Annotated in this window: 18 protein-coding genes; 13 read left to right on the top strand and 5 right to left on the bottom strand. The window is 60.4% G+C overall.

All coding sequences use genetic code 11. The annotated features are described in order from the left end of the window. Positions 1 to 33: 33 nt before the first annotated feature. The 7 genes from kdsA to JDW18_RS06245 all read left to right on the top strand — a co-directional run bounded on the left by kdsA (position 34) and on the right by JDW18_RS06245 (position 4,437). Positions 34 to 891 (top strand): 3-deoxy-8-phosphooctulonate synthase, encoded by an 858-nt coding sequence (gene kdsA, locus JDW18_RS06275; protein WP_218242838.1) that lies wholly within the window; start codon positions 34 to 36, stop codon positions 889 to 891. A 16-nt stretch (positions 892 to 907) separates the two neighbouring features. Next, complete coding sequence (locus tag JDW18_RS06270; RefSeq protein ID WP_218242837.1) at positions 908 to 1,594, top strand: methyltransferase domain-containing protein; 687 nt, start codon at positions 908 to 910, stop codon at positions 1,592 to 1,594. Positions 1,595 to 1,611: 17 nt separating this feature from the next. Next, on the top strand, positions 1,612 to 1,899 hold the full coding sequence (locus JDW18_RS06265) for a DUF1330 domain-containing protein (RefSeq protein WP_218242836.1): 288 nt from the start codon (positions 1,612 to 1,614) through the stop codon (positions 1,897 to 1,899). A 21-nt stretch (positions 1,900 to 1,920) separates the two neighbouring features. Next, entirely contained in the window at positions 1,921 to 2,178 is a 258-nt protein-coding gene (locus JDW18_RS06260; protein ID WP_218242835.1) for a hypothetical protein, read from the top strand. 49 nt (positions 2,179 to 2,227) lie between these two features. Continuing rightward, a complete protein-coding gene (eno, locus tag JDW18_RS06255; protein ID WP_218242834.1) occupies positions 2,228 to 3,517 on the top strand; it encodes a phosphopyruvate hydratase in 1,290 nt (429 codons plus the stop codon). A 121-nt stretch (positions 3,518 to 3,638) separates the two neighbouring features. Next, complete coding sequence (locus JDW18_RS06250) at positions 3,639 to 3,917, top strand: septum formation initiator family protein (RefSeq protein ID WP_218242833.1); 279 nt, start codon at positions 3,639 to 3,641, stop codon at positions 3,915 to 3,917. Continuing rightward, a complete protein-coding gene (locus JDW18_RS06245; protein ID WP_218242832.1) occupies positions 3,886 to 4,437 on the top strand; it encodes a hypothetical protein in 552 nt (183 codons plus the stop codon). Before JDW18_RS06250 ends, JDW18_RS06245 begins: the two co-directional genes overlap by 32 nt. Positions 4,438 to 4,480: 43 nt before the next feature. Here the strand turns inward: JDW18_RS06245 and hslO are convergent, their stop codons facing one another. Both hslO and JDW18_RS06235 read right to left on the bottom strand, forming a co-directional pair. After that, positions 4,481 to 5,488 carry an Hsp33 family molecular chaperone HslO gene (gene hslO, locus JDW18_RS06240; protein ID WP_218242831.1) on the bottom strand — a complete coding sequence of 336 codons (1,008 nt, stop codon included), beginning with the start codon at positions 5,486 to 5,488 and terminating at the stop codon, positions 4,481 to 4,483. 29 nt (positions 5,489 to 5,517) lie between these two features. Beyond that, complete coding sequence (locus JDW18_RS06235) at positions 5,518 to 6,042, bottom strand: gamma carbonic anhydrase family protein (protein WP_218242830.1); 525 nt, start codon at positions 6,040 to 6,042, stop codon at positions 5,518 to 5,520. A 52-nt stretch (positions 6,043 to 6,094) separates the two neighbouring features. On the opposite strand from JDW18_RS06235, the gene JDW18_RS06230 reads away from it, so the two are divergent. The 3 genes from JDW18_RS06230 to JDW18_RS06220 are packed head-to-tail and all read left to right on the top strand — an operon-like array spanning position 6,095 to position 9,468. After that, a complete protein-coding gene (locus JDW18_RS06230) occupies positions 6,095 to 6,898 on the top strand; it encodes a ferritin-like domain-containing protein (RefSeq protein ID WP_218242829.1) in 804 nt (267 codons plus the stop codon). After that, positions 6,891 to 8,159 (top strand): EAL and HDOD domain-containing protein, encoded by a 1,269-nt coding sequence (locus JDW18_RS06225; RefSeq protein ID WP_218242828.1) that lies wholly within the window; start codon positions 6,891 to 6,893, stop codon positions 8,157 to 8,159. Before JDW18_RS06230 ends, JDW18_RS06225 begins: the two co-directional genes overlap by 8 nt. Positions 8,160 to 8,190: 31 nt before the next feature. Beyond that, positions 8,191 to 9,468 carry an EAL and HDOD domain-containing protein gene (locus JDW18_RS06220; RefSeq protein WP_218242827.1) on the top strand — a complete coding sequence of 426 codons (1,278 nt, stop codon included), beginning with the start codon at positions 8,191 to 8,193 and terminating at the stop codon, positions 9,466 to 9,468. Positions 9,469 to 9,582: 114 nt separating this feature from the next. On the opposite strand, the gene JDW18_RS06215 is transcribed toward JDW18_RS06220, so the two are convergent. Together JDW18_RS06215 and JDW18_RS06210 are read right to left on the bottom strand one after the other, a co-directional pair. After that, entirely contained in the window at positions 9,583 to 10,587 is a 1,005-nt protein-coding gene (locus JDW18_RS06215) for a Bug family tripartite tricarboxylate transporter substrate binding protein (RefSeq protein WP_218242826.1), read from the bottom strand. Between the two features lie 20 nt (positions 10,588 to 10,607). Continuing rightward, complete coding sequence (locus JDW18_RS06210) at positions 10,608 to 10,778, bottom strand: hypothetical protein (RefSeq protein ID WP_218242825.1); 171 nt, start codon at positions 10,776 to 10,778, stop codon at positions 10,608 to 10,610. On the opposite strand from JDW18_RS06210, the gene JDW18_RS06205 reads away from it, so the two are divergent. Continuing rightward, positions 10,777 to 11,436, top strand: a complete 660-nt coding sequence (locus tag JDW18_RS06205; RefSeq protein ID WP_218242824.1) for a molybdopterin-binding protein — start codon at positions 10,777 to 10,779, stop codon at positions 11,434 to 11,436. The two genes, JDW18_RS06210 and JDW18_RS06205, sit on opposite strands and share 2 nt — an antisense overlap. A gap of 248 nt (positions 11,437 to 11,684) precedes the next feature. Continuing rightward, positions 11,685 to 12,893: a hypothetical protein gene (locus JDW18_RS06200; protein ID WP_218242823.1), complete on the top strand. Its 1,209-nt coding sequence runs from the start codon at positions 11,685 to 11,687 to the stop codon at positions 12,891 to 12,893. A 70-nt stretch (positions 12,894 to 12,963) separates the two neighbouring features. Here JDW18_RS06200 and xerD read toward each other — a convergent pair whose 3' ends face one another. Then, positions 12,964 to 13,920, bottom strand: coding sequence for a site-specific tyrosine recombinase XerD (gene xerD, locus JDW18_RS06195; RefSeq protein ID WP_218242822.1), 957 nt, complete (start codon positions 13,918 to 13,920; stop codon positions 12,964 to 12,966). A 41-nt stretch (positions 13,921 to 13,961) separates the two neighbouring features. Here xerD and JDW18_RS06190 point away from each other — a divergent pair, with 41 nt between their 5' ends. Next, positions 13,962 to 15,197: an AAA family ATPase gene (locus tag JDW18_RS06190; RefSeq protein ID WP_218242821.1), complete on the top strand. Its 1,236-nt coding sequence runs from the start codon at positions 13,962 to 13,964 to the stop codon at positions 15,195 to 15,197. Positions 15,198 to 15,258: the final 61 nt, after the last annotated feature.

Here is a 15,258-nt window from a genome sequence, read left to right as displayed (position 1 = left end):
GAAGCATGCACCGCGTGCACAAAGGAACCCACCATGAAACTCTGCGGCTTTGATATTGGTCTGGACAAGCGCTTCTTTCTGATCGCCGGCCCTTGCGTGGTCGAATCCGAACAGCTGCAGATGGACGTGGCCGGGCAGCTCAAGGAGATCACCTCCTCTCTGGGCATCCACTTCATCTTCAAGAGCAGCTTTGACAAGGCCAACCGGTCGTCGGGCACCAGCTTTCGTGGCCCCGGCATGGAAAAAGGCCTGGAAATTCTGGCCAAGGTGAAAAAAGAATTGAACGTGCCCATCCTCACCGATGTGCACACCGAAGCCGAAGTGCCTTACGTGGCCTCTGTCGTCGACATGCTGCAAACCCCCGCTTTCCTGTGCCGCCAGACGGATTTCATCCGCGCCGTGGCCCAGTCGGGCAAGCCCGTGAATATCAAAAAGGGCCAGTTCCTGGCGCCGCATGACATGAAGAATGTCATCGACAAGGCCCGCGCTGCCGCCAAGGAAGTGGGTCTGCCAGAAGACAGCTTCACGGCCTGCGAACGCGGTGCCAGCTTTGGCTACAACAACCTGGTCAGCGACATGCGGTCTCTGGCCATCATGCGCGAGACCAACGCCCCCGTGGTGTTCGACGCCACGCACAGCGTGCAGCTGCCCGGCGGCAACGGAACATCCAGCGGCGGCATGCGCGAAATGGTGCCCGTGCTCTCCCGCGCGGCTGTAGCCGTAGGTGTGGCGGGTCTGTTCATGGAAACCCACCCCGATCCCTGCAACGCCCTGAGCGACGGCCCCAACGCCGTGCCCCTCAAGCACATGAAGGCGCTGCTGGAGACCTTGGTGGCCTTGGACGATGTGACCAAGCGCAACGGCTTCCTGGAAAACCACTTCGAGGCGTAAGCCACCCAGTCAGGCTATGTACAGTGGCTACTCCTTCACAACGTTCGATGATCTGTGCGTTTATCTCCTGACGCAGATCCAGCCCAAACGGGTTCTGGACATCGGTGCTGGCGAAGGAAAGTATGGCCGCCTGATACGCGCTGCGAACCTCCCCCAGCCTCATCTGACGGCTGTGGAGTACGAGCCAGGGCGCAAAGATGAGCTCCTGGCTCTGGGCTATGACGAGGTTCGATCCATCAGCGCCCTGAGCCTGATGGACCGCCCCGAGGAAACCTTCGACTTTGTCATTCTGGGCGATGTGATTGAGCACTTTCGCAAATCCGAAGGGCAGGATCTGCTGGAGTACCTCAACTACCGCTGCAAATTCATTCTGATCGTGACACCGGAATGCATGCCCATGAGCTCGCCAAACTTCTACGAAGGGCACAACTCACTGTGGCGGCCGCAATCCATGCAGTGGCACGACCTCTGGGCGCATTGCCGCAACAATGTCATGCACTTTTATCTGCTGCGCGGCTATCTGGGAATGAATGAGGACCCGTCGATGCGAGATCTAGTGAATCACGTAAATGCTCAGCCCTTTATGCAACAGCGAAACAGCGAACACCAGACTACTCAAGTTCGTCAGCTTACATTGCACGACACTATTTCTTTAGACCTTTCTGAAGATCAGTCTCACCACGTTTTTTTTCGCCCTATCTAGACTTTAAGGAACAACAGATGAGCGGCTACATCATTGCCTACGTCGAGGTGACCAACCCCGAGCAGTACACCGAGTACCGCCAATGGAGCACTGAGGCCATGCAAGTACATGGCGCCGAAGTCTGCGTGCGCGGCGGGCAAGTGGCCGTGCTGGAAGGCGACTGGGCGCCCGAGCGCGTGGTGGTGCTGAAATTTCCCAGCTTTGAAGCGGCCAAGTCCTTTCATGACTCGCCCGAATACCGCAAGGCGCGCAAGGCCCGGGAAGGCGCCGCCATCATGCGCATGATCTGCGTAGAAGGCGTCTGAAAAGACATGATGCAAGCAGGCATGACTGACACGAACCCTCGTGACGTCATGCCTTTTTTGTGTCCAATGCCTGTAACCGTTGTTTCGCAAAAGATGAAACTCGATTACAGCTTCGCGTCAAGGCTAAAGCGGCCTGTCAAATTTGTGCACAATAGCCGCCGCAGCCTCTTTCATACTGATTGCGTGCTTGGCGCGCGCAGCGGGTGCAAGACCACCGGCTTCACAAGTTTTAATAGCAGCTTGCGCTTGATGCACAAGCGCTTGGGCATGATTTCATGAAAGAAATCAGCCTGCACGTACCGATTTCAGAAACCTCAAAGGAAATGCAATGAGTGCCATTGTTGACATCGTAGGCCGCGAAGTGCTGGACAGCCGCGGTAACCCCACCGTTGAATGCGACGTGCTGCTGGAATCCGGCGTGATGGGCCGTGCGGCTGTGCCTAGCGGCGCATCTACCGGCTCGCGCGAAGCCATCGAGCTGCGTGACGGCGACAAGAGCCGTTACCTGGGCAAGGGCGTTTTGAAGGCTGTTGAGCACATCAACACCGAAATCTCCGAAGCCGTGCTGGGCCTAGACGCTTCCGAGCAAGCTTTCCTGGACAAGACCCTGATCGACCTCGACGGCACCGACAACAAGAGCCGCCTGGGCGCCAACGCCATGCTGGCCGTGTCCATGGCCGTGGCCCGCGCTGCTGCCGAAGAAGCTGGCCTGCCCCTGTACCGCTACTTCGGCGGCATGGGCGGCACACAGCTGCCCGTGCCCATGATGAACGTGATCAACGGCGGCGCCCACGCGAACAACTCGCTGGACCTGCAAGAGTTCATGATCATCCCCGTCGGCGCGCCCACTTTCCGTGAAGCCGTGCGCTGGGGCGCTGAAGTCTTCCACGCACTGAAGGCCATCATCCACCACAAGGGCATGTCCACCGCTGTGGGCGACGAAGGCGGTTTCGCTCCTTCCGTGGAAAACCACGAAGCGGCAATCCAGCTGATCATCGAAGCCATTGAAAAGGCTGGCTACAAGCCCGGCGAGCAGATCGCTCTGGGCCTGGACTGCGCGGCTTCCGAGTTCTACAAGGACGGCATGTACGTTCTGGCTGGCGAAGGCAATATGACGCTGAACGCCACCCAGTGGACCGACATGCTGGCCGGCTGGTGCGACAAGTACCCCATCATCTCCATCGAAGACGGCATGCACGAAGGCGACTGGGATGGCTGGAAGATCCTGACAGAGCGTCTGGGCGCCAAGGTTCAGCTGGTGGGTGACGACCTGTTCGTGACCAACACCAAGATCCTGAAGGAAGGCATTGAAAAGCACATTGCCAACTCCATCCTGATCAAGATCAACCAGATCGGCACCCTGACCGAAACCTTCGCCGCCATTGAAATGGCCAAGCGCGCTGGTTACACCGCCGTGATCTCGCACCGCTCGGGCGAAACCGAAGACAGCACCATTGCTGACATCGCCGTGGGTCTGAACGCAGGTCAAATCAAGACCGGCTCCATGAGCCGTTCCGACCGTATCGCCAAGTACAACCAGCTGCTGCGCATTGAAGAAGATCTGGGCGATGTGGCCGAGTACCCCGGCCGTGCTGCCTTCTACAATCTGCGTGGATAAAAAGTGCACCCCCTGAGTCGCTTCGCGCCTTCCCCCTTAGAGGGGGACGACACCGTCGGCGCGGGGCGGCCCTTCCTCGGTGTCTCTCCTTTGTGGGATCGCACTGCTTTTTGAGTTTTTTATGGTGAATCGCGTCGTCTGTGTTGTCTTGCTGGCCCTGCTGGCTGCCATCCATGCCCAACTCTGGCTGGGCAATGGCAGCATGGCCTATGTGCACGAGCTGCAAGGCCAGATCAAGGACCAGTACGCTGCCAACGCCCTGGAAAAGTCGGAAAACGACAGACTGCAGTCTGAGGTCAACGACCTCAAGGATGGTCTGTCCACCGTGGAAGAAAAGGCCCGCTACGAGCTGGGCATGGTCAAACCCAATGAAATCTATATTCAGATTTCCAAGCGCTGACTCCGCAGCCCAGCCACGACAAAGCCAGCCCCGCGCTGGCTTTGCTGTTCCTGCGCCCAGCGTTGTGCTGCTGGGTGCTCCGCATGCCCTGGCACGCAGCATGGCCCATGGCCTGCTTCAGGCAAGGCAGGATGCAGGCATGACTGATGCGGCCCTGCCCTGGCAATGCCTCGCTCCCGCTGCGGGCGAGGACTGGCCTGCCAATGCCCTCGTCTATGTACTGGGCCAGGATTGGCGCGATACAGACCCGGACCCCGCCATTGCCCGGCAGATACAGCAGTGGCGTGCGCATCTGGATGCGCTCTCGCAAAGCTATGTGATGCTTTACGGCAGACCTTCGGCCCAGTGGCAGCAACTGGCAGCCTCTCTGCAATTCATAGCACCTGACGCAGACTGGCAGTGGATTTCAAGCCAGAACCCGTGGAATAGCAGCCAAAAAATACGCCGCAAAGCCTGTGAGCAATGCGGCGATCCTGAGTGTGAGCTGGCGCTGTTTGAGCGCCTGAAAGATGCGCCTTGAAGCGCTCTTCCATGCCAGCCCAGAGGGCCAGCACTGAGACAAGTTACTGCACCGAGCTGGAGCTTGGCGGCTGAATCTGCGCATCCGTAAACAGGCGCGCTGCGTCAATGGCGTCAAACTGATACTGCTGACCGCAGAAGTCGCAGCCCACATCGACCTTGCCGCGTTCGGCAATGATGGATTTCACTTCTTCCTCGCCCAGCGAGTTCAGCATGGTGGCCACACGTTCGCGGCTGCAGGTGCAGGCAAAGCGCGGGGCCTGCTCGTCTGCCTGCGGTGCAAAGCGCAGCAGCTTCTCTTCCCAGAACAGGCGGCGCAGGATGGTGTCCACATCCAGCGTCAGCAGCTCGTCCTGCGTCAGGCTGGCCGCCAGCGTGGCAATGCGGTTGTATTCCTCGTTCAGGCCCTGGGCGTCGTTTTCAGCGTCACCGCTTTCGGTTGCCGCTGCCAGATTGGCTTCGCCCTTCACGGGCATGCGCTGCACCATCAGGCCAGCAGCAACGCGGTCATTGGCGGCCAGCACCATCACCGTATCCAGCTGCTCGGACTGCAGCATGTAGAACTGCAGTGCATCAGCCAGGTTCTCGAAGCGGCCACCGTTGACGCTGTTGAGCGACACCACGCCCTGATAGGGCTGCTGGCCGGGCTTGCGATCCTTGGGGTCCAGCGTGACCGCGCAGCGGCCTGCACCACGCGCATTGACCAGCGATGCCAGTGGCGCCTGCTGCCTTTGCAGCGGCTGGTTGGCGTCGCCCACCAGCGAAGCCGTAGCGCGCAGGCTCAGGTCAGACTGCACTTCAGCCACGGCCAGCTTGACGGGGCCATCGCCCATGACCTGGAACACCAGCGCGCCGTTGAACTTGATGTTGGACTGCATGAGCACGCCTGCGGCCGTCATCTCGCCCAGCAGCGCACGCACCGCCTCGGGATAGGCTCCGGTGTCGTGGTTGCCTTCGCGGCGCTGCAGGATTTCCTGCCAGGCATCGGTCAGGCGAACAATGGCTCCACGCACAGGCAGGCCGTCAAAAATGAATTTATGCAGTTCAGACACGCTAAAAGGTTCCGGTAAGCGCCAGGCTATCAGCCCAGCTTGCGCAAGCCGCTCTTGAAGCGACGTGCATTTTCAACATAGTTTTTGGCACTCTGCTGCAGATTCTGGATCTGCTCTGGCGAGAGTTCGCGCACCACCTTGGCAGGGCTTCCCAGGATCATGGAGCCATCGGGAAACTCCTTGCCTTCGGTCACCAGCGAGCCAGCGCCCACCAGGCAGTTCTTGCCAATCTTTGCGCCATTGAGCACCACAGCACCAATGCCGATGAGCGAGCCATCGCCAATCGTGCAGCCATGCAGCATTACTTGGTGACCAACCGTCACATTGCAACCCACCACCAGCGGTTTACCGAAATCGGCGTGCAGCACGCTGGCGTCCTGAATATTGGAGCCCGCGCCAATCGTGATGTTTTCGGTGTCTCCGCGAATGACGGTGCCGAACCAGACACTGGCGTCTTTTTCCAGCGTCACGCGGCCCATGACCTCGGCGCTGTCAGCCACCCAGGCAGTCTCATCAATTTGCGGTGCTACTCCGTCGAGTTCGTAAATTGCCATGTGTCTTGTCTCCCGGTTGGGTTGCTTCTTGGTAGAACCTAGAATTGTAGGGATGGAGTTACGTCACCGCGCACTTGAGGTCTTGTGCTTTTCCGATCCTGAGCAAAAAGCCGCTGCAGCCATCGATCTGTATGCGAATAAAGCTCTGTATTCAATAGCAGAAACTGCGCCCAGCCTGCCTGTTTCCGAGTCCGAGCTGCCCGGCCGCCCGGCCCGGCCCGAGCTACGCCACCACACGGCCGTGGCCCGCCGCTCGCCCGCCACCCTCGAAGGCCGGGCTGTGCTGATTCATGCCATTGCCCATATCGAGTTCAACGCCATCAATCTGGCGCTCGATGCCATCTGGCGCTTTGACGGCATGCCCGAGCAGTACTACCACGACTGGCTGCAGGTGGCGGCAGAGGAAGCCAAGCACTTTCGCCTGCTGCGCGACCACCTGCGCCAGCACCACGGTCAGGACTATGGCGACCACCCGGCCCATCAGGGTCTGTGGACCATGTGCGAGAAAACGGCGAGAGACATCACAGCCCGCATGGCTCTGGTGCCCCGCACGCTGGAAGCTCGTGGCCTGGACGCCACACCTCAAATTCAGAACAAGCTGCGCAACACCCACGCCCCCGATGCACTGGCTGCCTGCGACATTCTGGACATCATCCTGCGCGAAGAAGTGGGCCATGTGGCCATTGGTAACCACTGGTACCGCTGGCTGTGCGAGAAGCAGGGGCTGGACCCCGAGCCCCTGTATCTGGAGCTGACCGCCCGCTACGAAGCCCCCCGCCTGCGCCCGCCCTTCAACGAAAAAGCACGCCGCGCCGCCGGTTTTACCGCCACTGAAATCGCCTGGCTGCATGAGTGAACTCTCTCAACCGGACACGACCTTCGCGCCGTCGAACCACCTGTCCAAAGGCATGATTGCACGCCAGCCCATCGTCAACGGACTGCAGCAGATCATTGGCTACGAGTTGTTCAATCGTTCCCGTGCGCCCTATGGCCACACCATGGCATCCGATGCCACGCTGGTGTTCGCCGCACTGACCCACGCCGGCGAAGAAGATCTGGTGGGCACCAAGCTGATGTTCGTCAACTGCACCCATGAGGGGCTGACAGGCGAACACCTTGAACTGCTACCCGCCGACAAAGTGGTGCTGGAGATTCCGCCTCTGGGCCACGCCGCCATGCAGGAAGTCGTGGCCCGCCTGCCCACGCTGCAGGCCCTCAAGGACCAGGGCTTTCACCTGGCCTTCAATCACACGGTGCTGGAGTCGGTCTATGCCGCCTGGCTGCCGCTGGCCGACTACATCAAGATTGACCTGTCCGTTCTGGCACCCGGCCAGCTGACCGTGCTGGTCAATTACGCCACTCGCCACACCCAGGCCGAGCTGATTGCCGAAAAAGTCGAAAGCGCACAGCAGCATGAACTGGCCCAGCGCCTGGGCATTGCCCTGTTTCAGGGCTTCTGGTTTGCACGCCCCACTGTCATGCAGACCCGTCTGCTCACGCCCGCGCAGCAAAGCATCATTCAGTTGCTGACTCTGGTGCGCCAGCAGGCCAGCACCGATGCCATTGAAGAAGTGCTCAAGAAAGATGCGGCACTGGCTTTCAACCTGCTGCGCCTCATCAACTCCGCCAGCTTCGGGGCGCATCGCGAAATCACCTCGTTCCGCCAGGCCGTCATGATGCTGGGCCTCAACAAGCTGTTTCGCTGGGCTGCCATGCTGCTGACGGCTTCACGCGACGGCGGCCCGCCCCCTGCGGTTGGCCAGACTGCCGTCATCCGCGGCCGCCTGATGGAGCTGCTGGCCAAACAATCGCTGACCGAGACCGACCCGGACCTGGCTTTTATCTGCGGCCTTTTTTCGATGCTGGACCGCATGCTGGGCATGCCCTTGCCTGCTGCACTGGCGCTGCTTCCCGTCTCGGAAGCCGTATCCGCCGCCGTGCTTCGCCATGAAGGCATTCTGGGCGAGTTGCTGATGCTGGCCCGGGCCTGCGAAAGCCATGACGACGACCAATTCGACCGCAGCGCACAAAGCCTGCACCTGGCACACCAGCAGATCAACCACGCACACCTGCAGGCCATGAGCTGGACGGACTGCCTGTCCGACCTTCAGCCCTGACGGTCTTTGCCCTATTACTGCCCTGCCCACCATGGAAACCACCGACATCCCCCCCAACGCTGCCGCCCCTGCCGAAACTGACGATGCCAATATCGCCAGAATCGCGCGCCAGGCCATCGTGGACGATAAGCGCGATGTCTTTGGCTACGAACTGTTTGACCGTTCTGTGGCCAGCAAAGCCCACACCGCCGCATCTGATGCGGCCCTGCTGTTCAACGCCCTGTCCTACGCCGGTGCCGAAGCACTGGTTGGCAAGAAAACCGTCTTCATCAACTGCACGCATGAAAGCCTGTCTGGCGCGCACCTGGAGCTGATCCACCCCGACCGCGTGGTGCTGGAAGTGCCCGCCCTGCCCGCCGATGCCACGCAGCAGAACATCGACGCCTGCCTGCCCACCTTCAACGCACTGCGCCAGCGCGGCTTTCGTCTGGCTTTTGACCAGAACCTGCTGCGCCGCAACTACGCCGCCTGGCTGCCCATGGCGTCCTTCGTGAAGCTGGACATGCAGACCTTTGGCCTGGAGCACGCAGAAAAGCTGGTCAAGTTTGCCCAGAACTACACCCGCGCCCAGATCGTGGCCGAGAAGGTGGAAACTGCCGAGCAGTTCGAGCACATGCAGTCGCTGGGCGTCAAGCTGTTCCAGGGCTTTTGGTTCGCCCAGCCCCAGGTGGTGCAGGCGCGCACCATCCGCCCCACGCATGCCACGGTGATTCAGCTCATCAACCTGGTGCGCCAGCAGGCCAGCACGGAAGAGATTGAAGAGCTGCTCAAGAAGGACCCCACGCTATCCTTCAACCTGCTGCGCTTCATCAACAGCTCGGGCTTTGGCCTGAGCTGCGAGATCACCTCGTTCCGCCACGCGGTGATGATTCTGGGCCTCAAAAAGCTGTTCCGCTGGGCGGCCTTGCTGCTGACCACCTCGCGCGCTGGCGGCACGCCGCCCGCCGTGGGCCAGACTGCTGTGGTGCGCGGCCGTTTGATGGAGCTGCTGTCCTCCGAGCTGCTGCCGCCCGAAGAAAGCGACCACGCCTTTGTGGTAGGCGTTTTCTCGCTGCTGGATGTGATGCTGGGCCAGCCCATGACCAAGGCACTGGAATCCGTGGCCCTGCCGCAGTCCGTGGTGGATGCACTGGTGCACAACACCGGCGTGTTCGCCCCCTTCCTGGAGCTGACCCGCGCCTGCGAGTCCGGTGACGACGCGGCATTTGCCCGCGCTGCCAATGCGCTGCAACTGTCCAACCACCAGGTCAACTGGGCCCACCTGCAGGCCCTGAGCTGGGCCGATGACCTCATCAGCGAAGCCGTCTGACTCTCAAATCAATAGCTTACAGCGCATACAAACAAAGGGCTTGCAGCCAATACGACTGCAAGCCCTTTGTGTTTCAAGCGTGAAACGCTATCAAAACCGTAATCAATAAGGCGGTCAATTCAGCTGAATATGCGCTGCCTTGATGATCTTGGCATTGGCCCTGGATTCGGCCTCGATCTGTTTGGCAAAGTCAGCCGCCTTGCCGCCTGTGGGCACATTGTCAGTGGCTTCCAGTCGCTGACGAATTTCAGGCAGCGCCAGCGCCTTGTTCACCTCGGCATTCAGCCGCGCCAGCACGGGGGCCGGCACACCGGCGGGGGCGAAGATGCCGAAGACTGATGTCGTGTTGGCGTTCTTGTAACCCAGCTCTGCCAGCGTAGGCACATTGGGCAAAGTATCCAGACGCGAAGGCGCGCCCACGGCCAGCGCCTTGAACTTGCCGGCCTTGATGTGCTGCATCACGGCAGGGCCGGCATTGGTGGACAGCACTTCAAACTGTGCGCTGAGGCCGTCGTTGAGCTGCTGGCCGCCACCTTTGTAAGGCACATGGGTGATCTGGGTCTTGGACTGGTCGGCAATCTGCTCCAGCATGATGTGGCCCAGCGAAGCCAGACCCGCCGTAGCCCAGCGCACATCGCCCGGGTGGGCCTTGGCCTGCGCAATCAGATCGGGAAAGCTGGCAGCCGTCGAGCGCGTGGTGCCCAGCAGCAGCACGGGCGAATACATGACGCTGACCACGGGCACGATGTCCTTGTGCGCGTCAAACAGCGGCTTGCCCAGATGCGGGCTCAGCGTCAGCGGGCTGATGGACGAAAAGCCCAGCGTATAGCCATCGGGGTTGGACTTGGCCACCAGATCCAGGCCAATGGCGCCGCCCGCGCCCGCCTTGTTGTCAATCACCACCGACTGGCCCAGCGCCGCCGTCAGCTTCTCGCCCAGCGCACGCGCCACCACATCGCTGACGCCGCCTGCAGGGTAAGACACCACCAGGCGAATGGGGCGCGCAGGCCAGTGGCCCGCATCAGCCTTGTCAGCCGCATACGCATTCACAGACAGCGCTGCCGGCAGGGCAGCAGCTATGGCACAGGCCAGCAGGCTTCGGCGCAGAAAGTTAGTCATCACCAATGCAATTCCAAAAATCAATGCTGCGATTTTTCCTCAAAGCGCAAATCCTTGAACACGCCATCAATGATTCGGCGAATCCATTGGCTGCTTTCGCCGGAATGACGAAAGAAATGCATCACATCAAACGCCCTGCTACTCATACCAGCTAGGCTAGACTGATTCATCCCCGTCTGAAAGGAACGCATGAGCGACTCCAAACCCCTGTCCCGCCGTGGCCTGCTCTCGCGCAGCGGCGCAGCCTGCGCTGCGCTGGGAACACTGGCACTGGCTCCATCGGCGCAAGCCGCCCGCTCTGCCAGCCAGGCCTGCGTGCTCAACGGCCTGCAGCCCGTCATGCTGACCATCTCCGGCCCCGGCGTGCAAGGCAACCGGGGCAAGCCGCAGCCAGTGACCGACCATATGTTGCAAACCCACGGCTACCAGTTTGAAAGCGCCTGGGCCTGCGGGCTGGATGCCCTCAACAGCCTTGAGCAGCACACACTGAAAACCACACTGGAATACGACAACGCAGAGCACAGCCTGCAAGGCCCGCTGCTGGAAAACGTGCTGCAAGCCAGCGGCGTGGATATTGCCCAGGCCATGGCCCAGGGCCACTGGCTGACGCTACAAGGCATTGACGGCTACCGCAGCCAGCTGCCCCTGGCCCAGGCCGTGCGCTGGCGCATGCTGCTGGCCACGCAGCTTGACGGCACGCCGCTGTCCATCGGCGGCCTTGGCCCGCTATGGGCCAGCTTTGCGCCCCAGCATATTGATGAACTCAAACAGCTCCCCCTCAAGCAGCGCTTTACGGCTGCTGTCTGGGGGCTGTACTACATACAGATTAGTGCTCAGCAGCCAGCCTGATGATGGGGTTAGATAGCTGCGGTAGCTGGCTTCATTCCCAAATCGCAGCTGCCACGAAAAAGCCCAGAACTCAAACAAGTTGCAGGGCTTTTTAGCGGTTGAAAACGACTAGGAGGCTTGCTTTGGAGTTGCTTATGACTGTCTCAGGTCGACCCATTGCAGCCTCTCGCTGCGACAAAATCGACGGAACAAAGCTGCCAGTTGTTCTCCGAATATAGTCGGGCATCGAAATCAGCCAATATCCGCGCATGACTGATGAAAATGGGATCCCCGAAGGAACGCCGCTAATCATGGCGGCTAGTGCTCCGATAAAGCTATTCGCAAAGGATGGGCGCGACAAGTGGAATCCGTCACTTGAACAAATCAATAAGGGCAGCTACGACTACCTAAAGCTAAATCGCGTCAGTGGATTCATTGACGGCAACGTCGCTCCTTACGCGATGCTGGTCGGCTTCGACGGCACGCTCGCGCTGCCCGCTCTTCCTGAGTTTACTGAGCATGGCAAGGCGCTGAAAATATTCAACCGCGTCTTGCTCGAAATGCTTCTTGGAGGAATCTACACGGAGGCGGCCGCACCTGCTGATATCTTTCAAGGGGTACTCTACAAGACTGGATATGTTCGCATGTATGCACGGTCAGGCCAGGTGGCAAGCTTGCATTCAGCGCTTCGAGATCGAAGCGCCAGTTCATTAGAGAATATCCGCTTACTCGATTTAGTGCCCACTACGATTGCGAATCTTAAAAGTGCAGTTGAGCGAGGCAGAGGAATCGTTAACAAGTGCGATCCGTTGAGTCATGAAATTGTTTTGGCGGGTTGTTCGCACTTCGTCGCTGGCGCATTGGCCGAAGCCCTTACCTGCTTGTGGACAAGCATTGAGCAGTTAGTGAGTCGACTGTGGCGTATTGAGGTTGAAGCGAAAGCCTCAACTGATGGAGTCCCACAGCGTGGTGGCTTTCTAAAGGACTATCGTGTCTGGACCACGTCAGCACGGATTGAACTTCTGTTTCAAAAGAAGGTAATTAACGCGGAGCTGTACTGCACTCTTAACGAAGCAAGGAAAGCGCGCAATAAATTCATCCACAGTGGTGACCAGCCTGATTTACAAGAAGCGACCGCAGCCTTGAGCGGGCTTTTCTATCTCATGTCAGCATGCACGACCGACTACTCAGACATCCACAAGCTGGACGATGTTCGCGGAAAAATCGAAGCTAGATGCATCTTGAGGCCCCTGCCGAGCGGTCCTATCCCTGAGGGTGGTGTGAAGTATTGGCGTGAAATTCAGCCACTGCCTGGTGAGAAACATTTCAAGGGGCGCTACACACCGTACAAGTTGGAGTTCAAGCCAATCGTGTCATTTGACGCGAAGCGGGCGAAGAAGATCGCGCTTTCGCAAGCTCGTTCACGCAAAGCAAAACCGAGCACTGATGAAGGCGGCGCTTCGACTAACGGCAACTGAAGCAGTCAGTCACTACCGGCTGCTTCTGGCCGATCAGCGCCATTCAACAACAAGCCCACATAAGCCGCCCCTACCCCCTCGGATGATGCTCAGCATGCAGCGCCTTGAGCCGTTCACGCGCCACATGGGTGTAGATGGTGGTGGTGGAGATATCGGCATGGCCCAGCAATATCTGCACCACACGCAGATCAGCGCCGTGGTTGAGCAAGTGTGTGGCAAACGCGTGGCGCAGCGTGTGTGGTGACAGGGGTGAGGTAATGCCCGCCAGTTGCGCGCACTTCTTGACGATGATCCAGAACATCACCCGGCTCATGCCAGCGCCGCGCTGGGTGACAAAGACAGCCTCGCTTTGCTGCCCGCCCAGAATGGCGCTGCGCGCCTGCGCCAGATAGCGCTCCAGCCAGTGCTGCGCCTCCTGGCCAAAGGGCACCAGTCGCTCCTTGCGCCCCTTGCCCGTGACGCGCAGCACGCCTGCGCGCAGGTCCAGCTCGTGCATGCGCACGCCCACCAGCTCGCTCACGCGCAGGCCGCTGGCATACATCAGCTCCAGCATGGCGCGGTCGCGCAGGCCCAGCGGCGTGTCCACATCGGGGGCGTTCAGCAGGGCTTCCACCTGCAGCTGGGTCAGCACCTTGGGCATGCGCGGCGCCTGTTTGGCGGCCAGCATGCGCACCGTGGGGTCGGCCGTTACGCGCTTTTCGCGCAGCGCCCAGTGAAAGTAGCGGCGCAGCACCGTCAGGCGGCGGTTGGATGAGGTGGCCTTGGTGTCGTCCACCCGGGCGCTGAAATAGTCCTGCAAGTCAGATTCCTGCGCCGCATCCAAAGCTTTGGGCGGCTCCAGCTTGGCCAGCCAGCGCGAGGCTGCTGTCAGGTCGCGCCGGTAGGCCGCCAGCGTGTTGCGCGAGAGGCCGTCCTCCAGCAGCAGAGCATCTATGAATAAATCCATGGCGTCCTGACTGGCAGGCAGGGGCTGGGGCCAGTCCTCAGGAATCTGCGGCTTGCGTGGTTTTTTGGCGGCTTCTGACATGGCCGCTAGCGTACACGCTGGCGCTGCTACCATGGCCCGCCATGCTTTCTACTCTTGCCATTGCCAACTACCGCAGCCTGCGCCGCCTGGTCATGCCACTGGGCCGATTGACCGTGGTCACCGGCCCCAATGGCAGCGGCAAAAGCAGCGTCTATAAATCGCTGCGCCTGCTGGGCGATATTGCCTATGGCGGCGCCGTACAGTCGCTGGTGCGCGAAGGCGGCCTGCCCTCCACACTTTGGGCCGGGCCCGAAGAGATCACCGCAGCCATGCGCCGGGGCGACTATCCCGTGCAAGGCACAGTGCGCAAAAAGACCGAACGGCTGGAACTGGGCTTTGCCAGCCATGGCAGAGATGGGCTGAGCTACGCCATTGCCCTGGGCCGCCCAGCGCCAAGCAGCGTGCCCGCACCGTTTGCGCAAGACCCTGAGATCAAAGCAGAAGCCGTCTGGGCCGGAGCTGTGCGCCGCCCCGCCAGTTTGCTAGTCGAGCGCAAAGGCCCGGCGCTGAAGCTGCGCAGCGACGGCGGTGGCCGCTCCAGCTGGCAGACGCTGGAGCGCCCGGTGGCCCGCTGGGCCAGCATGATGACCGAGCTGGTGGACCCGCGTGGCGCACCCGAGATCGTTACCCTGCGTGAAGAAATCCGTGCCTGGCGCTTTTACGACCATTTCCGCACCGATGCCGATGCCCCGGCACGCCAGCCGCAGCTGGGCTGCTATACGCCCGTGCTCAGCGGCGATGGCCACGATATGGCGGCTGCGCTGCTGACCATTGGGCAAATTGGCGATAACGAAGCACTGCAGCAAGCCGTGGGCGATGCGTTTTCGGGCGCCAGCCTCAGCATTGCCAGCGAGGGCAATCGTCTTATCGTGCAAATGCATCAGCCAGGCCTGCTGCGCCCCTTGAGCGCGGCAGAGCTGTCTGATGGCACGCTGCGCTATCTGCTGCTGATAGCCGCCCTGCTCAGCCCGCGCCCGCCGCAGTTGTTGGTGCTCAACGAGCCTGAAACCAGCTTGCACCCCGATCTGCTGCCCGCGCTGGGCCGCCTCATCACCCAGGCTGCGCGCCAGACCCAGGTGATTGTGGTGACCCACGCCAACCGATTGCTCAATGCGCTGGAAGATGCACAAGCCAGTCGCTACACATCAGACGAGGACAGCAATGACACCGCACTGCCCGACTGGCAACCCATTCATCTGGAAAAAGACCTGGGCGAGACCCAGATTGCCAATCTAAACGAGAGCGAGATTCCACGTTGGGAATGGCTGTCGGCTTGAGTCAAAAAACAAAAAGCCCAAAGGCCTTTCAGGCACTTTGGGCTTTATGCATAAGCGGCAT

The organism is Comamonas fluminis, from assembly GCF_019186805.1.
Classification (GTDB): domain Bacteria; phylum Pseudomonadota; class Gammaproteobacteria; order Burkholderiales; family Burkholderiaceae_C; genus Comamonas; species Comamonas fluminis.
Note: the sequence above shows the minus strand (reverse complement) of the source record. Positions and strands in the feature narration are given on the sequence as shown.